This is a genomic window from Streptomyces sp. NPDC101219, assembly GCF_044767675.1.
In the GTDB taxonomy this organism is placed as follows: domain Bacteria; phylum Actinomycetota; class Actinomycetes; order Streptomycetales; family Streptomycetaceae; genus Streptomyces.
This window is the reverse complement of record NZ_JBIWOK010000004.1, coordinates 459014-475277: the sequence shown is the minus strand read 5'-3', so window position 1 is coordinate 475277 and position 16264 is coordinate 459014. Positions and strand designations below refer to the sequence as shown.

The window sequence follows — 16264 nt, the reverse complement described above, 5'->3', positions numbered from 1 at the left end:
GGGGCGCGCGCACGGGGCGTGCGGCGGTCTTCATGCCGGGTTCCGTGGCAGGTACCGCACCCGGGCGCCCGGCCGCTCGGAGAGCAGCGTGCGCAGCACCCGGCGGCCGTCGGAGACGGCGTGCAGGTTGGACCGCCCGCTGCGGCGCGGCAGTTCGAGGCTCGGCACCTCGGCGACGCGCAGCCCGGAACGCAGGGCGTGGGTGATCATTTCCGTCTCGATCTCGAAGCCGGACGCGTGCAGGTCGAGTTCCTGCAGGAAGCTGCGCCGGAAGGCGCAGTAGCCGTAGCAGAGGTCCGTCAGCGACGCGTCGTAGAGATGGTTGACGGCGGCCAGCAGGACGTGGTTGCCGAACTGGCGGATGCGCGTGATGTCGAGCGAGCCGCCCCCCGCCATGAACCGGGAGCCTTTGACGAAGTCGTAGCCGCAGTCCAGGAAGTGCAGGTAGTGCGGGATCTCGGCGGGCGCCATGCTGCCGTCCGCGTCCAGCATCACGATGTAGTCGCCCTCCGCGGCGTCGAAGCCGGTGCGCAGGGCGTTTCCCTTGCCCGGGCCGCTCTGCGGCACGCTGCGCACCTCGGGCAGGCACTGCCTGGCCACCTGCACGGTGGCGTCGCTGGAGGCGCCGTCGACCAGGATCACTTCGTCCACGCAGTCGGGAATCTGCTCGAAGACCCAGGGAATGTTGCGGGCCTCATTGCGCGCGGGCACCACGAGGCTCACGGTGGCCCGCGGTGCCGGACGGTCTCCCGCCCGGCGCTGCGGGTGGGTGGGGTGGTCCGTGGCCCTGCGGGCCGGGGACCCCTGCGCGTACCCGTCGGGCACGCGGACGTGTGTCGGGGGCGAAAGGGGATGCGCGGCGTTGCTCATGGGGCGGTGCCTCCGGAAATTCGGTCCCGGCCGGTGTCCGGTGTGCCGTCGGGGAACGGCCGGACACCGCGCCGGTGTGGTGCGGGAGGGCCGAGGGCCCGGTCGTCGCCTGCGGGACGCGGACCGCCGGCCGGCCATGGGGTGCGTCCGCCGTGTCCTGAGCCTCGGAGGAGACACCCTACGTTTATGTTGTATACGTACATCTTTGGTGCAGATCGGGCATATGGTCAAGTGCTCGCGCTCGAGCGGCGGTATGGTGGTCGAACGGCAAAGTGCACGACGGCGTGGTTCCGATCATGAAGCCACGCATTGAGGATTACGCCCTCGTCAGTGACCTGGAGACCGCCGCCATGGTGGGCAGGGACGGGTCCATCGACTGGCTGTGCTTGCCCCGCTTCGACTCGCCCGCCTGTCTGGCCGCGCTCCTGGGCACGGGGGACAACGGGTTCTGGCGCGTCGCCCCCGTAGCGCGCGGCCCCTGCACCCGCCGGGCCTACCGCCCGGACACCCTGGTCCTGGAAACGGTCTGGGAGGGAGCCGGAGGCACCGTCCGGGTCACCGACTTCATGCCGCCGCGCACTGAGGCCCCGTGTCTGGTTCGTCTCGTGGAAGGGCTCAGCGGCACCGTGCACATGCGCAGCGACCTGCGGCTGCGCTTCCACCAGGGGCGCGTCGTCCCGTGGGTCCGGACCGCCGACGCCGGGACCGTGGCGGTCGCCGGACCGGACGCCGTCTGGCTGGGCGTCGAGGGCACCGTGGACACCGCGGACCGCACGGGCTCCACGGACTCCACGGTCGTCGACTTCACCGTCCAGGCCGGCCGGCGGCTCGCCCTCACCCTGGCCTGGTCCCCGTCGCACCTCACGGAGCCGCCCGCGGCACTGTTCGTGCCCGCGGAGACGGCCGGGAAGGAGACGCGCGACTTCTGGCGCCGGTGGACCGCGCAGTGCCGGTACGAGGGACCCTGGCGCGAAGCCGTGGTGCGCTCCCTCATCACCCTCAAGGCGCTCACCTACGCGCCCACGGGCGGCATCGTCGCGGCACCGACCACCTCCCTGCCCGGCTGCATCGGCGGCGAACGCAACTGGGACCACCGGTTCTGCTGGCTGCGCGACTCCACACTGACCCTGTCCTGTCTGCTGCACAGCGGCTACCGCGAGGAGGCCACGGCCTGGCTGGACTGGCTGGTGCGCGCCATCGCGGGCGATCCGACCGACCTGCAGACCGTGTACGGCGTAGGCGGCCAGCGGCTGCTGCGTGAGGTCGAGGCGCCGTGGCTGCCCGGCTTCGAGAGCTCGCAGCCCGTCCGCTTCGGGAACTCCGCCGTGAACCAGTTCCAGCTGGACGTGTACGGAGAGGTGCTGGACACCCTGTGCCTGTCGCTGCGGGCAGGCATCCCGATGCCGGCCCGGGTGTGGGGCCTGGTCGAGACACTCATGGGCCACCTGCGCCTCAGTTGGCGCCGGCCTGACCAGGGGCTGTGGCAGGTGCGCGGCCCCCGTCGGCAGTTCGTGCACTCCAAGGTCATGGCCTGGGTGGCCGCCGACCGTGCCCTGCGCATGGGCCGGCTGCTCGGCCGCAACGAGTTCTCGGGCGAGTGGCACGCCATGCGCGAGGAAGTGCACCGCGAGGTCTGTGCCCAGGGGTGGGACGCGCGGCAGGGCAGCTTCGTGCAGTCCTACGGCTCACCAGCCCTCGACGCCTCCGCGCTGCTGATCCCCCGGCTCGGCTTCCTGCCCGCCCGGGACGCGCGGGTGCGCGGCACCGTACGCGCGATGCGGCAACTGGACTGCGAGGGCTTCCTGCGGCGCTACGACCCGGCCGGCGGCGACGTCCACGACGTGGACGGCCTGCCCGGCCGTGAGGGCACGTTCGTCGCCTGTTCCCTGTGGTACGCCGACGCCCTCGCCGCGACCGGGGACCGGGCACGCGCCCGGGAGGTCTTCGAGCGGGTGCTGGCGGTCCGCAACGACGTGGGGCTGCTCGCGGAACAGTGGGATCCCGTCGCCGGGCGGCAACTGGGCAACTTTCCCCAGGCGTTCAGCCACATCGCGCTCGTCGAAACGGCCTTCGCCCTGGCGCGGCCGCCCCGCCCGGCCGTCCATCGCGCGCCACCGAGGGCCGGCGGCCCGCGCTGATCGGGCCATGGGCGCCGGACGCCCCGGTGCGCCGGCCCACGTGGCACGGATGGCGCGGGGCGTGCGTGCGCCGTGCTCACGGTGCTCCCCACCCGGACTGCAGGACTTCGGCACCGCAGGACTTCGGCTTCGGGCGCGTCCGCCCTCAGCGCGGCCGTCGGCCGTCGGCCTGCCGCAGGACGGCCTCCGCCTGTTCCAGGGTCATCGGGCGGGCGAAGAGGTAGCCCTGCCCGTACCCGCACCCCAGACGGGCCAGCAGATCCCGCTGCCCCGGCTCCTCGACGCCCTCGGCGACGACCTGGAGGTCCAGTGTGTGGGCCAGTCGGAGAATGCCCTGAAGCAGGGCGACCCGGCGCGGTTCGCGGGGGACGTCGTCGACGAACGACTTGTCGATCTTGAGCACGTCGACCGGGAAGTCCCGCAGATAGCTCAGCGAGGCGTACCCCGTGCCGAAGTCGTCGACGGCGAGGCGCACGCCGAGTTCCTTGAGCGTGCCGATGAGCGCGTCGATCCGGTCGGTGCGCCGCATGAGCACCGATTCGGTGAGCTCCAGTTGCAGGGTGCCGGGGGCCAGCCCGGCGGTGTCCAGCGCACCGCACACCTGGCTGAGGAAATCGGTGTCCCACCACTGCTGGGCGGACACGTTGACACTCAGGTACGTCGGTGTCCGCCGCTCGGTGGACCGCTGGAGCCGGGCCATGTCGGAGGCGGCCCTGCGCAGCACCCAGGCGCCCAGCGCCGAGATGTCGCCCGTTTCCTCCGCCAGTGGGATGAAGCGTCCCGGCGGCACCGCATCCCCGCGCAGCCCCGGCCAGCGGGCCAGCGCCTCGAATCCGGCGATCTCGCCCGAGACGATCTCCACCACCGGCTGGTAGAGCAGGGTGAACTGGCCGGAGGACAGGGCATCGCCCAGCCGGGCCCGCAGACCGGGCCGTTCCGGCGGACGGGGGCGGCGCTGCGACAGGAAGCGGCGCCACTGGTGCTTTCCGGCGGCCTTGGCGGTGTACAGCGCGAGATCGGCGAGCGCCAGCAGTTCCTCGGCGTCCGTGGTGTCCTGGGCGGTGGCCACGCCCACGCTCGCCGAGACCTCGACCGTCCCTTCGGCCAGCGGGAACGGTCTGCTGAGCGTCTGGACGACCTGGGCGGCGAGGAGTTCGGCGTCGAGCGGCTGCCGCGCGTCCTCCATGAGTACCGCGAACTCGTCCCCGCCGAGCCGTGCCGCCGTGTCGGTGCGGTGCAGGACCGCCGAGAGGCGTCCCGCGACGGCGCGCAGCAGCCGGTCGCCGCAGGCATGCCCCAGGGTGTCGTTCACGATCTTGAAGTCGTCGAGGTCGATGAAGAGCAGACAGGTGGTCGCGGTGCCGCGGCGCCCCCGCAGCAGGGCGCGTCCGGTGCGCTCCAGCAGCAGGGTCCGGTTCGGCAGACCGGTCAGGGAGTCGTGGAAGGCCCGCTGGGTGAGTTCCTGCTCCAGCTGCCGCTGCTCGGTGACGTCCCGCAGGGTCACCACCATGCCGTGCACGGCGGGGTCCCGCCGCAGGTCGCGGCAGCGCACCTCCACCTCGATCCGGCCCGCATCCCGTACCACCCACCAGTGGTCGTGGGTCTCTTCCCGGTCCGGGGCCCGCAGCCCTTCGAGCGTCCGCAGCACCCGGCCGCGCTGGGCCGGGTCGACCAGGTCGGCCAGCCGCCGCCCGACCGGCTCCTCGCTGCCGAACACGGCCCGTGCGGACGGACTGGCATACCGGACGCGCGCCTCGTCGTCGTCGACGACGAGGATGACGTCGGAGGCGTTGTGCACCAGCGTGCGGAAGTATGCGTCGCTCTCCGCGTGGACGATCTCCCGTCGCAGCGCGACCCGGCCGGCGGCCAGGCCCGCCTGCGCCGTGAGGAGCTCCAGGGCGCCGCGTGCCCTGCCGAGCCGCCGCTCGTCACCGACCGCGAGCAGGGCGCCCGTCGGTTCGGCGGACGGACGGCCGGGAGAGCCGAAGAGGCACACCAGGGCGGCCGGGAGGTCGCTGAAGCGGGCGGCGAGTTCCGGCCCGAGGGCGCTGAGGGGGACCAGCATCGCGCGGCGGGCGGTGAGGTTCTCGGGCCGGTCTCCGTCGCCCGGCCGGTCCGGCCCGTCGGGTGAGCCGGCCAGGCGCGCGGACAGCTCCCGTGCCTCCGCGGTCGGCAGCAGCACCGTCCGGGGGCCGGCCCCGGGCCCGACCAGCCCCGCTGCCGCGGTGGCGCAGATCTGCTCGATCTCCTCCGGCCGGGAGGCGGCGGTCAGGGACGCGGCCGCGAGGCGCAGCACCTGCTCCCGTGCCGCGGCGCGCCGACGGGACGCGACCGCCACCGCGATCCCGATCGCCGCCAGCAGGAGGAGCAGCCCGGCCACGACGGCCGGGACGACTGCGTCGCGCGCGCCCTCGGCGATCCCCCAGGGCACCGGCGCCGCCGGGACGGCGAGGCCGCAGACCGTCCGCCGTGCCGGGAAGCGGCAGACCGGCCGCGGGCGCCCCTCCCGCGTGCGCACTGCGCGCTACCCTTTCGGCCCCGGTCGGCGTGCGGAATCGGCGTAGCCGTCCGGGTTGTGCCGCTGGAAGTGCCAGGCGTCCCGGCACACGTCGGTGAGGGTCCGGGTGGGACGCCAGCCCCAGGCACGGGTCAGCGCGGTCGAGTCCGTGATCAGCTCGGGTACGGCGCCGGACCTGCCGGACACGACGCCGTACGGCACGGGGCGGCCGCTCGCGGCGCCGAAGGCGGCCACGACGTCGAGGGTCGAACTGCCCTCGCCGCGTCCGAGGTTGTAGACGGTCATACCGGGGCCGTCGGCGAGGTGGTCGAGCGCCAGCCGGTGGGCTTCCACGGCGTCCATGACGTGCAGGTAGTCACGGACCGTCGTGCCGTCGCGGGTGGGCAGGTCCCCGCCGCAGACGGGAACCTGCTCCCGCCGCCCGGCGGCGACCTGCGCGATGTGCGGCAGGAGGGAGTCGGGGGCGTGGTGCGGGTCCTCGCCCAGCAGACCACTGGGATGGGCGCCGGCCGGGGTGGCGCAGCGAAGGCACACCACGGTGCACTGGGGACAGTGCCGGCAGACGTCGGTGAGGATCTGCTCGCTCAGCCACTTGGACAGCGCGTAGGGAGTGAGAGGGGAGACGGGTGTCCGCTCGTCGAGCGGGCCGGGCCCGGCGTTCCCGTACAGGGCGTAGGAGGAGTGGTACACGAGGCGGTGCACGCCGTGCTCGTGCATGGTGCTCAGCAGGGCGGTCGTGCCGCCGACGTTGGTGTCGTGGTACTGGACGGGCATCCGTGTCGACCTGCCCTCGGCCTTGTGCGCGGCAAAGTGCACGACGGCGTCCACGGAGTGTCGGTCGAAGACGGCCGACAGGGCGCGCCGATCACGGATGTCCAGCTCGTACACGGCGCCGACGAATCGGCCGGCGATCCGTTCGACCCGGGCGAAGACCTGGGGGGTGCTGTTGGAGTAGTCGTCGACCACGATCACCTCGTAGCCGTGGTCCAGGAGTTCGGTGCAGGTGAGGCTCCCGACGAAGCCCGCCCCGCCGGTGACGAGGACGGTCGAGGGCGCCCAGGCGCCGCCGATTCCCGCACGCGCACCCGGTTCGGGACGGGGTCCCGAACCGTTGGTGGGTGGCGTGACCGGGAAATTGCGCGCCATGGCAGGGAGTTCCTACGAGAGGGTGGCACCGTATGTTTACGGTGTATATCTACGATTTTGTGCCACAGGTTTCCTCGCGTCAAGACCCTGCCGCCCCTCGCCGTCGCGTCCGTGGGGGAGCGGCGTCGGATCCGGTGCCGCGGTACGAGAAGGGCAGGCCCTGAAGCCTCAGGACCGCACCAGCAGCTGGAAGTCGAAGGCGTACCGCGAGGCGCGGTAGATGTGGGTGCCGAACTCGACCGCGCGGCCGGTGTCGTCGTAGGCCGTGCGCTGCATGGTGAGCAGGGCGGCGCCGGGCTGCTCGTCCAGGCGGCCGGCCTCCTGCGCGGTGGCCGAGCGCGCGCCCACGGTCTGCCGGGCGCTGTGCAGGGTGATACCGGCCGCCCGCATCATGCGGTACAGGCCGGTCTGCTCCAGCCGGCCGGTGTCCAGGTCGAGCAGGCCGGACGGCAGGAAGTTGCTCAGCAGTGCGACCGGCTGGCCGTGGGTGCTGCGCAGGCGCTCCAGGTGGACCACCTCGGCGCCCTCCGCCAGGCCCAGCGCGGCGGCCACGTCCGCGGACGCGGGAACCGTCTCGTTGCTGACGACCCGGGTGGCCGGACTCTGCCCGGCCGCCTCCAGGTCGTCGTAGAGACTGCTCAGTTCCAGGGGGCGCTTGACCTGGCTGTGCACCACCTGGGTGCCCACGCCGCGCCGCCGGACCAGCAGTCCCTTGTCGACGAGGGACTGGATGGCCTGGCGGACGGTGGGGCGGGACAGGCCGAGGCGGACCGAGAGGTCGACCTCGTTGCCCAGCAGGTTGCCCGGGGCGAGCACACCCCGCTCGATGGCCGCCTCCAGCTGCTGGGCGAGCTGGTGGTACAGCGGCACCGGACTGCCCCGGTCCAGGGCGAAGTCGACTGAGCTGAGCGCGGAGCCGCTCTCGGCGCGTGTGGGGTCGCCGGTCTTCGCCATGGGACGAGCCTTCCTGGTGGGGCGCGGACGGGTGGTCAGGAGTTGCTGGGGAAACCGAGGTTGATGCCGGAGTCCGACGGGTCGGGCCAGCGGGTGGTGACGACCTTGCCGCGGGTGTAGAAGGCGATGCCGTCGTTGCCGTAGATGTGCAGGTCGCCGAAGAGGGAGTCCTTCCAGCCGCCGAAGGAGTGGTAGCCGACGGGGACCGGGATCGGCACGTTCACGCCGACCATGCCGGCCTTGACCTCCAGCTGGAAGCGGCGGGCGGCGCCGCCGTCCCGGGTGAAGATCGCGGTGCCGTTGCCCCAGCGGGAGGAGTTGATCAGCTCGACGGCCTCCTCGTAGGTCTCCGCCCGGACCACGCACAGCACCGGGCCGAAGATCTCGTCCCGGTAGGCGTCCGCCGTCACCGGCACCCGGTCCAGCAGGGAGACGCCGAGGAAGAAGCCGTCCTCGTGGCCCTCGACCGCGAGGTCCGTGCCGTCGACCACGACCTCGGCGCCCTGCGCGGCCGCGCCCGCCACGTAGGAGGCCACCTTGTCGCGGTGCTCGCGGGTGATCAGCGGGCCCATCTCGGACGCCGGGTCGTCGCCGGGGCCCACGCGCAGCTTCCTGGCCCGCTCGGCGATCCGGCCGACCAGGTCGTCACCGATGCCGCCCACCGCGACGACCACCGACACCGCCATGCAGCGTTCGCCCGCCGAGCCGTAGGCGGCGTTGATCGCCTGGTCGGCGGCCAGGTCCAGGTCGGCGTCGGGCAGCACCAGCATGTGGTTCTTGGCGCCGCCGAGGGCCTGCACGCGCTTGCCGTGCTCGACCGCCCTGAGCTGGATGTGCCGGGCGATGGGCGTGGAGCCGACGAAGGACACCGCCTCGACGTCGGGGTGCTCCAGGAGCCGGTCGACGGCCTCGCGGTCGCCCTGCACCACGTTCAGCACGCCGTCGGGCAGGCCCGCCTCGGCGGCCAGTTCGGCCAGCCGCAGCGACGCCGACGGGTCCTTCTCGGACGGCTTCAGCACGAAGGTGTTGCCGCAGGCGATGGCCAGCGGGAACATCCACATCGGCACCATGGCCGGGAAGTTGAACGGGGTGATGCCGGCCACCACGCCCAGCGGCTGGCGGATCGAGGCGACGTCGACCCGGGTGGAGACCTGGGTGGACAGCTCGCCCTTGAGCTGCACGCTGATGCCGCAGGCCAGCTCGACGATCTCCATGCCCCGGGCGACCTCGCCGAGGGCGTCGGAGTGCACCTTGCCGTGCTCGGCGGTGATCAGCGCGGCGATCTCGTCGCGGTGCGCGTCGAGCAGCTCGCGGTACTTGAACAGGATCGCCGTGCGCCGGGCCAGCGAGGAGGCGCCCCAGGTGGTGAAGGCGTCCTTGGCGGCGGCGACGGCGGCGTCGACCTCGTCGGCGGTCGCGAACGCGACCTGCTTCTCCTGGACGCCCGTGGCCGGGTTCCAGACGGGGCCGAAACGGCCGGAGGTGCCCTCGACGGGCTTGCCGCCGATGAAATGGCTGATGGTCTTCATGTGCTGCGACGGACCTTTCGGGAGACGGGGAGTTCTACAGGTGGCGGCGGCGGACGGCGACCTCGCGCTCGTACTGCTCGCGGGCCCGGACGGCCGCCTCGCGACCCGCCACCTCGGCCACCGGCACGTCCCACCACGCCTCGGCGGGGGGAGCGGTGGGCGACGGGTCGGTCTCGACGTACACGCACGTCGGGCGGTCGGAGGCGCGGGCCTCGGCGAGCGCGGCCCGCAGCTCGCCCACCGTCTTCGCGCGCAGCACGTCCATGCCGAGGCTGGCCGCGTTGGCCGCCAGGTCGACGGGCAGCGGGGGACCGGTGAAGGTGCCGTCGGCGGCCCGGTGGCGGTAGGCGGTGCCGTAGCGCTCGCCGCCGACCGATTCCGACAGGCCGCCGATGGAGGCATAGCCGTGGTTCTGGATCAGCACGACGTTGACCGGCAGGCGTTCCTGCACGGCGGTGACGATCTCCGTGGGCATCATCAGATAGGTGCCGTCGCCGACCAGCGCCCACACCGGCGTGCCGGGCGCCGCCTGCTGCACGCCCAGGGCGGCCGGGATCTCGTAGCCCATGCAGGAGTAGCCGTACTCCAGGTGGTACTGGCGCGGGCTGCGCGCGCGCCACAGTTTGTGCAGGTCGCCGGGGAGCGACCCGGCCGCGTTGATCACCACGTCCTCGTCGCCCACCACCGCGTCCAGCGCGCCCAGCACCTGCGTCTGGGTGGGCACGGCACTGTCGTCGTCCGCCCGGTAGGCGCCCGCGACGATCCCGTCCCAGCGCTCCTTGCCGGCCCGGTACTCGGCAACGTACCCCTCGTCCACCCGGTACCCGGCCAGCGCCGCGGTGAGCAGCTCCAGGCCGGTGCGGGCGTCGCAGACCAGGGTGCGGGCGGCCATCTTGTGGGCGTCGAAGGCGGTGACGTTGAGGTTGAGGAAGCGCACGTCCGGGTTCTGGAAGAGGGTGCCGGAGGCGGTGGTGAAGTCGGTGTAGCGGGTGCCCACGCCGATCACCAGGTCGGCGGTGCGGGCCAGGTCGTTGCTGACCGCGGTGCCGGTGTGGCCGATGCCGCCGAGGTCGGCGGGGTCGTCGTGGCGCAGGGAGCCCTTGCCGGCCTGGGTGGAGGCGACGGGGATGCCGGTCGCGTCCACGAACGCCTTGAGGGCCTCTTCGGCCTCGCTGTGGTGGACGCCGCCGCCCGCGACGACCAGCGGGCGGCGCGCGGTGCGGACCGCCTCGGCCGCCGCGGCCAGTTCGACCGGGTCCGGCGCGGGGCGCCGTACGTACCAGACGCGGTCGGCGAAGAACTCCTCCGGCCAGTCGTACGCCTCCGCCTGCACGTCCTGGGGCAGGGCCAGGGTGACCGCCCCGGTCTCGGCGGGGTCGGCGAGCACCCGCATCGCCTGGAGCGCGGACGGGATCAGCGCCTCGGGGCGGGTGATCCGGTCGAAGAAGCGGGACACCGGGCGCAGCGTGTCGTTGACGGACACGTCGGGTCCGCCCGGGTGCTCCAGCTGCTGCAGCAGCGGGTCGGCGACCCGGCCGGCGAAGTAGTCGCCGGGCAGCAGCAGCACCGGCAGGCGGTTGATGGTGGCCAGCGCGGCGCCGGTCACCAGGTTGGTCGCGCCGGGGCCGATGGACGTGGTCACCGCCTGCGCGGAGAGCCGGTTGAGCTGCCGGGCGTGGCCGACGGCCGCGTGCACCATGGACTGCTCGTTGCGGCCCTGGTGGTAGGGCATGACGTCGGCGTACTCGACGAGGGCCTGCCCGATGCCCGCCACGTTGCCGTGGCCGAAGATGCCCCAGGTCCCGGCGACGAGCCGGCGGCGCACGCCGTCCCGCTCGGTGTACTGGGCGGACAGGAACCGCACCAGGGCCTGCGCGGTCGTCAGTCGGCGGGTGGCGGCGCTCATGCGGACCTCTCCGGGGCGGTGTAGAGGGGCAGACGGGGGTCGACGGGCTGGTCCGGCCAGGTGTCGCGGATCCAGGCGTGGTCGGGGTGGTCGCAGATCAGCCAGGCGCGCTCGTCCTCGGGCCCGGCCATCACGTTGAGGTAGTACATGTGGTGGCCGGGCACCGCCATGGAGGGCCCGTGCCAGCCGTCCGGGATGAGCACGACGTCGCCGTCGCGCACCTCGGCCAGCACGTCCGTGTCCCGGCCCGGCCCGGAGGGCGAGACCCGCTGGTAGCCGAGGCCCGGGGTGCCGTCGTGGGCGGCGAACTCGAAGTAGTAGATCTCCTCCAGCACGGACTCCTCGCCCGGCCGGTGCTCGTCGTGCTTGTGCGGCGGGAAGGACGACCAGTTGCCGCCCGGGGTGAGCACCTCGACGGCGATCAGCTTGTCGCACTCGAAGACCCCGGCCGCGCCGAAGTTGTTGACCTGGCGGGAGCAGTTGCCGGTGCCGCGCAGCTCCACGGGCACGTCGGAGGCGGGCCCGTAGCGGGCGGGCAGCCGGCGGGTGCAGCGGGCGCCGGTGAGCGCGAACCGTCCGCCGGCGGCGCTGGTGATCCCCGCCCGGGCGTCGCGCGGGAGGTAGGCGAAGTCGGTGACGCCGTCGAACACACTGGTGCGGCCGGTGAGTTCGAAGGTGTCCTGACCGAAGTCGTCGTCGGCGGTGACCGCGCAGCCGCCGCTCAGCGGCAGGACGATCCACTCGCTGTCGCCGGTGTCGAAGGCGTGGCTGCCGCCGGGCGGCAGTTCGAGCACACGCAGACTGGAGTAGCCCCAGCCGGCGCTCTCCGGGCTGATGTCGACGAGGTGGGGGCCGGCCGAGGCGCGGCCCGCGGGGAGGTGATGCGTCATGGCAGCCTTTCGTCTCACAACAGGCCGACGGCGGTGTCCACCGCCGCCTCCACGGTGCCGGAAGCCGGGTAGAGCAGCGAGCGGCCGACGACCATCCCCTGCACCTGGGGCAGCCGCAGGGCCTTGCCCCACCGCTCGTAGGCCGCGTCCTGGTCGCCGACCTCGCCGCCGAGCAGGACCACGGGCAGCGTGGAGGTCTGCAGGACCTCGGCCATGTCGTCGGCGTCGTCGGTGACCGGCAGCTTCAGCCAGGTGTAGGCGGAGGTGCCGCCGAGGCCGGAGGCGATGGCGACGGACCGGGTGACCGCCTCGGCGGAGAGGTCGTTGCGCACCCGGCCGTCGACGCGGCGGGATATGAACGGCTCCACGAACACCGGCAGGCGGCGCTCGGCCATCGCGTCGATCGCGCGGGCGGTGGACTCCAGGGTGGTCAGCGAGCCCGGGTCGTCGTAGTCGACGCGGACCAGCAGCTTGCCCGCGTCGAAGCCCAGGCGCTCGATGTCCTCGGGCCGGTGGCCGGTGAAGCGGTCGTCCATCTCGAACGCGGCGCCGGCCAGGCCGCCGCGGTTCATGGACCCCATGACCACCTTGTTCTCCAGCGCCCCGAGCAGGAGCAGGTCCTCCAGGATGTCGGCGGTGGCCAGCACCCCGTCGACGCCGGGCCGGGACAGGGCCACGCACAGACGTTCCAGCAGGTCGGCCCGGTTGGCCATGGCCAGGGGCCGGCCGCCGACGCCGAGCGCGCCGCGGGCCGGGTGGTCGGCGGCCACGATCATGAGCCGCCCGCTGTCGCCGACGAGCGGGCGGCGGGCCCGGCGCGCGGCCGCCTCCGCGACGGCCTCGGGATGACGGGCCCGGACCGTGGTGAGGTCGGGGATGCTGAGATTCAAGACAGGGGCTCCGTTTCAGGGCTGGCTCGGCCGGCCGGCCGCGGTCGGCGACCCGGTCCGGGCGAGGAGGTCCGCGACCTCCGGTGCGGTCGGCATGGCGGACGAACAGGCGAGGCGCGAGGCGACCAGCGCGCCGGCGGCGTTGGCGTGCCGCATGGTCTTCTCCAGGTCCCAGCCGGCCAGCAGCCCGTGGCAGAGGGAGCCGCCGAAGGCGTCGCCCGCGCCGAGACCGTTGACCACCTCGACCGGTACCGGCGGCACCTCGGCCCGGGTACCGTCGCGGTGCACCGCGAGCACGCCCTTCGGGCCCTGCTTGACCACGGCCAGCTCCACGCCCGCCGCCAGCAACGCCTCGGCGCAGGCCGCGGGTTCGCGTACGCCGGTGGCGACCTCGCACTCGTCGAGGTTGCCGACCGCGACGGTCGTGTGCCGCAGTGCCTCGCGGTAGTACGGGCGGGCCTCGTCGGGGTCGCGCCAGAACATCGGGCGCCAGTCCAGGTCGAAGACGGTGGGGCCGGACTTGGCCCGGGCCTCCAGGGCGGCGAGCGTGGCCGAGCGGCTGGGCTCCTCGCTGAGCCCGGTGCCGGTGACCCAGAAGATCCCGGCGGCGCGCACCGCCCCGAGGTCCAGGTCCTCGGCGTGGATCTCCAGGTCGGGGGCCTTGGGGCGGCGGTAGAAGTACAGCGGGAAGTCGTCCGGCGGGAAGATCTCGCAGAACGTCACGGGCGTCGGGTACGCGGCGACCGGGGTGACCCAGCGGTCGTCGACGCCGAAGTCCTTGAGCGCCTCGTGCAGGTAGGTGCCGAAGGGGTCGTCCCCGGTGCGGGAGACCAGGGCGGTGGAGCGGCCCAGCCGGGCCGCGGCGACCGCGACGTTGGCGGCCGAGCCGCCCAGGAACTTCCCGAACGTCTCCACCTTCGGCAGCGGCACTCCGGTCTGCAGGGGGTAGAGGTCGACCCCGATGCGGCCCATCGTGATCAGGTCGAAATACTGTGGTGAGACGGTCATTGAGCGACGCTCCTCGAGCTGCTGGGGATGCGGGTCCCGAGGCGCCCTGAAACGGTGGGGGGCGTCGTTCCGGGGGCCTGCCGCCTCTCAGGTGTAGGTCGCGGAGGGCGGCGGTGTCAAGAGTTTGTACTTACATTCGGACTAGCTCGTGAAATGATGTCTTAACAAAGTATTGACAGCGGGCGCGACTCGGGATTTGATCCGGTCCCAGCACACCAGCCGTTTCCACGGCACAGACCCCGGACTCCCGAGGCTCCGGGCCGGATCCTCGGACTCCAGCCCTTTCCCCCGTGTAGCACAGTGAGGTGCAGGCAACGATGGACCGCTCTTCGCACACCCGCTCCCGCAGAATCGCCCCGTTCGTCGCGGTGGCCGCGGCAGCCGCCCTGACCCTCGCCGGCTGCTCCAGCGGCTCCGGCGGCAAGAAGTCGGAGGAGGGCGGGGCCGAGGCGTCGGCGGGCAAGGCCTCCACGCCCCGCATGACCGTCGCCCTGGTCACCCACCAGGCGCCCGGCGACACCTTCTGGGACATCGTCCGCAAGGGTGCCGAGGCCGCGGCGGCCAAGGACAACATCAAGCTGGTCTACTCCGCCGACCCGAACGCGGGCAACCAGGCCAACCTGGTGCAGAACGCGATCGACCAGAAGGTCGACGGCATCGCCGTCACCCTCGCCAAGCCCGACGCGCTCAAGGGCGTCATCGCCAAGGCGGAGGCGGCCGGCATCCCGGTCGTCGGCCTGAACTCGGGTCTCAGCGACTGGAAGGAGCTCGGCCTGCTGGAGTTCTTCGGCCAGGACGAGTCCGTCGCCGGTGAGGCCTTCGGCAAGAAGCTCAACGAGGTCGGCGCCAAGAACGCCGTCTGCGTCATCCAGGAACAGGGCAACGTCGGACTCACCCAGCGGTGCGCCGGCCTGGAGAAGACCTTCGAGGGCAAGACCCAGGTCCTGAACGTCAACGGCACCGACATGCCGTCGGTGAAGTCGACGATCACCGCCAAGCTGAAGCAGGACTCCTCGATCGACTACGTCGCCACCCTCGGCGCCCCCTTCGCCGCGACCGCGGTGCAGTCGGTCGCCGACGCCGGCAGCAAGGCGAAGGTCGCCACCTTCGACCTCAACAAGGACCTGACCAAGGCCATCAAGGCCGGCGACATCCAGTTCGCCGTCGACCAGCAGCCCTACCTCCAGGGCTACCTCGCGGTGGACGGCCTGTGGCTGTACAAGAACAACGGCAACTACAGCGGCGGCGGCGAGCAGCCGGTCCTCACCGGCCCGGCCTTCGTCGACGAGTCCAACGTCGACGTCATCGACGGCTTCGCCGCGAAGGGCACTCGGTGATGACCATGGCGCAGCAGGCTGAGCCGGCGGTGACCCCACCGCCGGCCCCCGGCCCCAAGGAGAGCGACGGACGTACCGTGCGGCGCCCGCTGGCGCTGCGCCTCCTCGCCCGTCCCGAGGTGGGCGTCTTCCTCGGGGCCCTGGCCATCCTGGTCTTCTTCCTGATCATGGCGCCGACCCTGCGTCAGGGCAGTTCGATGTCGACGGTCCTCTACCAGTCGTCCACCATCGGGATCATGGCGCTGCCCGTGGCGCTGCTGATGATCGGCGGCGAGTTCGACCTCTCCGCCGGCGTCGCCGTCGTCACCTCGGCGCTCACCGCGAGCATGCTCAGCTACCAGCTGACCATGAACGTGTGGGTCGGTGTGATCGTCGCCCTCGTGGTGTCCCTGGCGGTCGGCATGTTCAACGGCTGGATGCTGGTCAAGACCGGTCTGCCCAGCTTCCTGATCACCCTGGGCACCTTCCTGATGCTCCAGGGACTCAACCTCGCGGTGACCAAACTCGTCACCACCAACGTCGCCACCGACGACATCAGTGACATGGACGGCTTCGACCAGGCCAAGGCCCTGTTCGCGTCCTCCTTCGACGTCGGCGGCGTCCAGGTCAAGATCACGGTGGTGTGGTGGCTGGTCTTCGCCGCGCTCGCCACCTGGGTCCTGCTGCGCACCAAGTACGGCAACTGGATCTTCGCCGTCGGCGGCAACAAGGAGAGCGCCCGCGCGGTGGGCGTCCCCGTCACCTTCACCAAGATCTCGCTGTTCATGCTGGTCGGCTTCGGCGCCTGGTTCGTCGGCATGCACAACCTGTTCTCCTTCAACACCGTGCAGTCCGGCGAGGGCGTGGGCCAGGAGCTCATCTACATCGCCGCGGCGGTCATCGGCGGCTGTCTGATGACGGGCGGCTACGGCTCCGCGATCGGCCCGGTGTTCGGCGCCTTCATGTTCGGCATGGTGCAGCAGGGCATCGTCTTCGCCGGGTGGAACCCCGACTGGTTCAAGGCCTTCCTCGGCGTGATGCTCCTCGGCGCCGTCCTCATCAACCTGTACGTCCAGCGCACGGCGACCCGGAGGTGACC

The 16264-nt window shown here is 72.4% G+C and carries 12 protein-coding genes; 3 read left to right on the top strand and 9 right to left on the bottom strand.

The genetic code is table 11. From position 1 onward, the window contains the following. Positions 1-30: 30 nt before the first annotated feature. Complete coding sequence (locus tag ACIRPP_RS10770; protein WP_403639973.1) at positions 31-825, bottom strand: glycosyltransferase family 2 protein; 795 nt, start codon at positions 823-825, stop codon at positions 31-33. A 341-nt stretch (positions 826-1166) separates the two neighbouring features. Here ACIRPP_RS10770 and ACIRPP_RS10765 point away from each other — a divergent pair, with 341 nt between their 5' ends. Further along, complete coding sequence (locus tag ACIRPP_RS10765; RefSeq protein WP_403639971.1) at positions 1167-3008, top strand: glycoside hydrolase family 15 protein; 1842 nt, start codon at positions 1167-1169, stop codon at positions 3006-3008. A 145-nt stretch (positions 3009-3153) separates the two neighbouring features. On the opposite strand, the gene ACIRPP_RS10760 is transcribed toward ACIRPP_RS10765, so the two are convergent. The 8 genes from ACIRPP_RS10760 to iolC all read right to left on the bottom strand — a co-directional run bounded on the left by ACIRPP_RS10760 (position 3154) and on the right by iolC (position 13849). Further along, positions 3154-5526 carry a putative bifunctional diguanylate cyclase/phosphodiesterase gene (locus tag ACIRPP_RS10760; protein ID WP_403639968.1) on the bottom strand — a complete coding sequence of 791 codons (2373 nt, stop codon included), beginning with the start codon at positions 5524-5526 and terminating at the stop codon, positions 3154-3156. A 6-nt stretch (positions 5527-5532) separates the two neighbouring features. Beyond that, positions 5533-6672, bottom strand: a complete 1140-nt coding sequence (galE, locus tag ACIRPP_RS10755; RefSeq protein ID WP_403639965.1) for a UDP-glucose 4-epimerase GalE — start codon at positions 6670-6672, stop codon at positions 5533-5535. 168 nt (positions 6673-6840) lie between these two features. Then, positions 6841-7626 carry a GntR family transcriptional regulator gene (locus ACIRPP_RS10750; RefSeq protein ID WP_403639962.1) on the bottom strand — a complete coding sequence of 262 codons (786 nt, stop codon included), beginning with the start codon at positions 7624-7626 and terminating at the stop codon, positions 6841-6843. Between the two features lie 35 nt (positions 7627-7661). Next, positions 7662-9155 (bottom strand): CoA-acylating methylmalonate-semialdehyde dehydrogenase, encoded by a 1494-nt coding sequence (locus ACIRPP_RS10745; protein ID WP_403639959.1) that lies wholly within the window; start codon positions 9153-9155, stop codon positions 7662-7664. 34 nt (positions 9156-9189) lie between these two features. After that, positions 9190-11061, bottom strand: a complete 1872-nt coding sequence (gene iolD / locus ACIRPP_RS10740) for a 3D-(3,5/4)-trihydroxycyclohexane-1,2-dione acylhydrolase (decyclizing) (protein ID WP_403639956.1) — start codon at positions 11059-11061, stop codon at positions 9190-9192. Beyond that, positions 11058-11951 carry a 5-deoxy-glucuronate isomerase gene (gene iolB, locus ACIRPP_RS10735; RefSeq protein ID WP_403639953.1) on the bottom strand — a complete coding sequence of 298 codons (894 nt, stop codon included), beginning with the start codon at positions 11949-11951 and terminating at the stop codon, positions 11058-11060. Before iolB ends, iolD begins: the two co-directional genes overlap by 4 nt. A gap of 14 nt (positions 11952-11965) precedes the next feature. Beyond that, a complete protein-coding gene (locus ACIRPP_RS10730; RefSeq protein ID WP_362095605.1) occupies positions 11966-12841 on the bottom strand; it encodes a deoxyribose-phosphate aldolase in 876 nt (291 codons plus the stop codon). Positions 12842-12856: 15 nt separating this feature from the next. Continuing rightward, complete coding sequence (gene iolC, locus ACIRPP_RS10725) at positions 12857-13849, bottom strand: 5-dehydro-2-deoxygluconokinase (RefSeq protein ID WP_362095604.1); 993 nt, start codon at positions 13847-13849, stop codon at positions 12857-12859. Between the two features lie 317 nt (positions 13850-14166). On the opposite strand from iolC, the gene ACIRPP_RS10720 reads away from it, so the two are divergent. Together ACIRPP_RS10720 and ACIRPP_RS10715 are read left to right on the top strand one after the other, a co-directional pair. After that, positions 14167-15186, top strand: coding sequence for a sugar ABC transporter substrate-binding protein (locus ACIRPP_RS10720; RefSeq protein WP_403639949.1), 1020 nt, complete (start codon positions 14167-14169; stop codon positions 15184-15186). Beyond that, positions 15186-16262 carry an ABC transporter permease gene (locus ACIRPP_RS10715; protein ID WP_362095601.1) on the top strand — a complete coding sequence of 359 codons (1077 nt, stop codon included), beginning with the start codon at positions 15186-15188 and terminating at the stop codon, positions 16260-16262. The genes ACIRPP_RS10720 and ACIRPP_RS10715 overlap by 1 nt, the downstream gene beginning before the upstream one ends. Positions 16263-16264 lie beyond the last annotated feature (2 nt).

Excerpts from the sequence above, each read along its gene's own strand:
- ACIRPP_RS10745 (WP_403639959.1), bottom strand. The coding sequence starts at position 9,155 with ATGAAGACCATCAGCCATTTCATCGGCGGCAAGCCCGTCGAGGGCACC.
- ACIRPP_RS10750 (WP_403639962.1), bottom strand. The coding sequence starts at position 7,626 with ATGGCGAAGACCGGCGACCCCACACGCGCCGAGAGCGGCTCCGCGCTC.
- galE (WP_403639965.1), bottom strand. The coding sequence starts at position 6,672 with ATGGCGCGCAATTTCCCGGTCACGCCACCCACCAACGGTTCGGGACCC.
- iolB (WP_403639953.1), bottom strand. The coding sequence starts at position 11,951 with ATGACGCATCACCTCCCCGCGGGCCGCGCCTCGGCCGGCCCCCACCTC.
- ACIRPP_RS10765 (WP_403639971.1), top strand. The coding sequence starts at position 1,167 with ATGAAGCCACGCATTGAGGATTACGCCCTCGTCAGTGACCTGGAGACC.
- ACIRPP_RS10715 (WP_362095601.1), top strand. The coding sequence starts at position 15,186 with ATGACCATGGCGCAGCAGGCTGAGCCGGCGGTGACCCCACCGCCGGCC.
- iolD (WP_403639956.1), bottom strand. The coding sequence starts at position 11,061 with ATGAGCGCCGCCACCCGCCGACTGACGACCGCGCAGGCCCTGGTGCGG.
- iolC (WP_362095604.1), bottom strand. The coding sequence starts at position 13,849 with ATGACCGTCTCACCACAGTATTTCGACCTGATCACGATGGGCCGCATC.
- ACIRPP_RS10720 (WP_403639949.1), top strand. The coding sequence starts at position 14,167 with ATGGACCGCTCTTCGCACACCCGCTCCCGCAGAATCGCCCCGTTCGTC.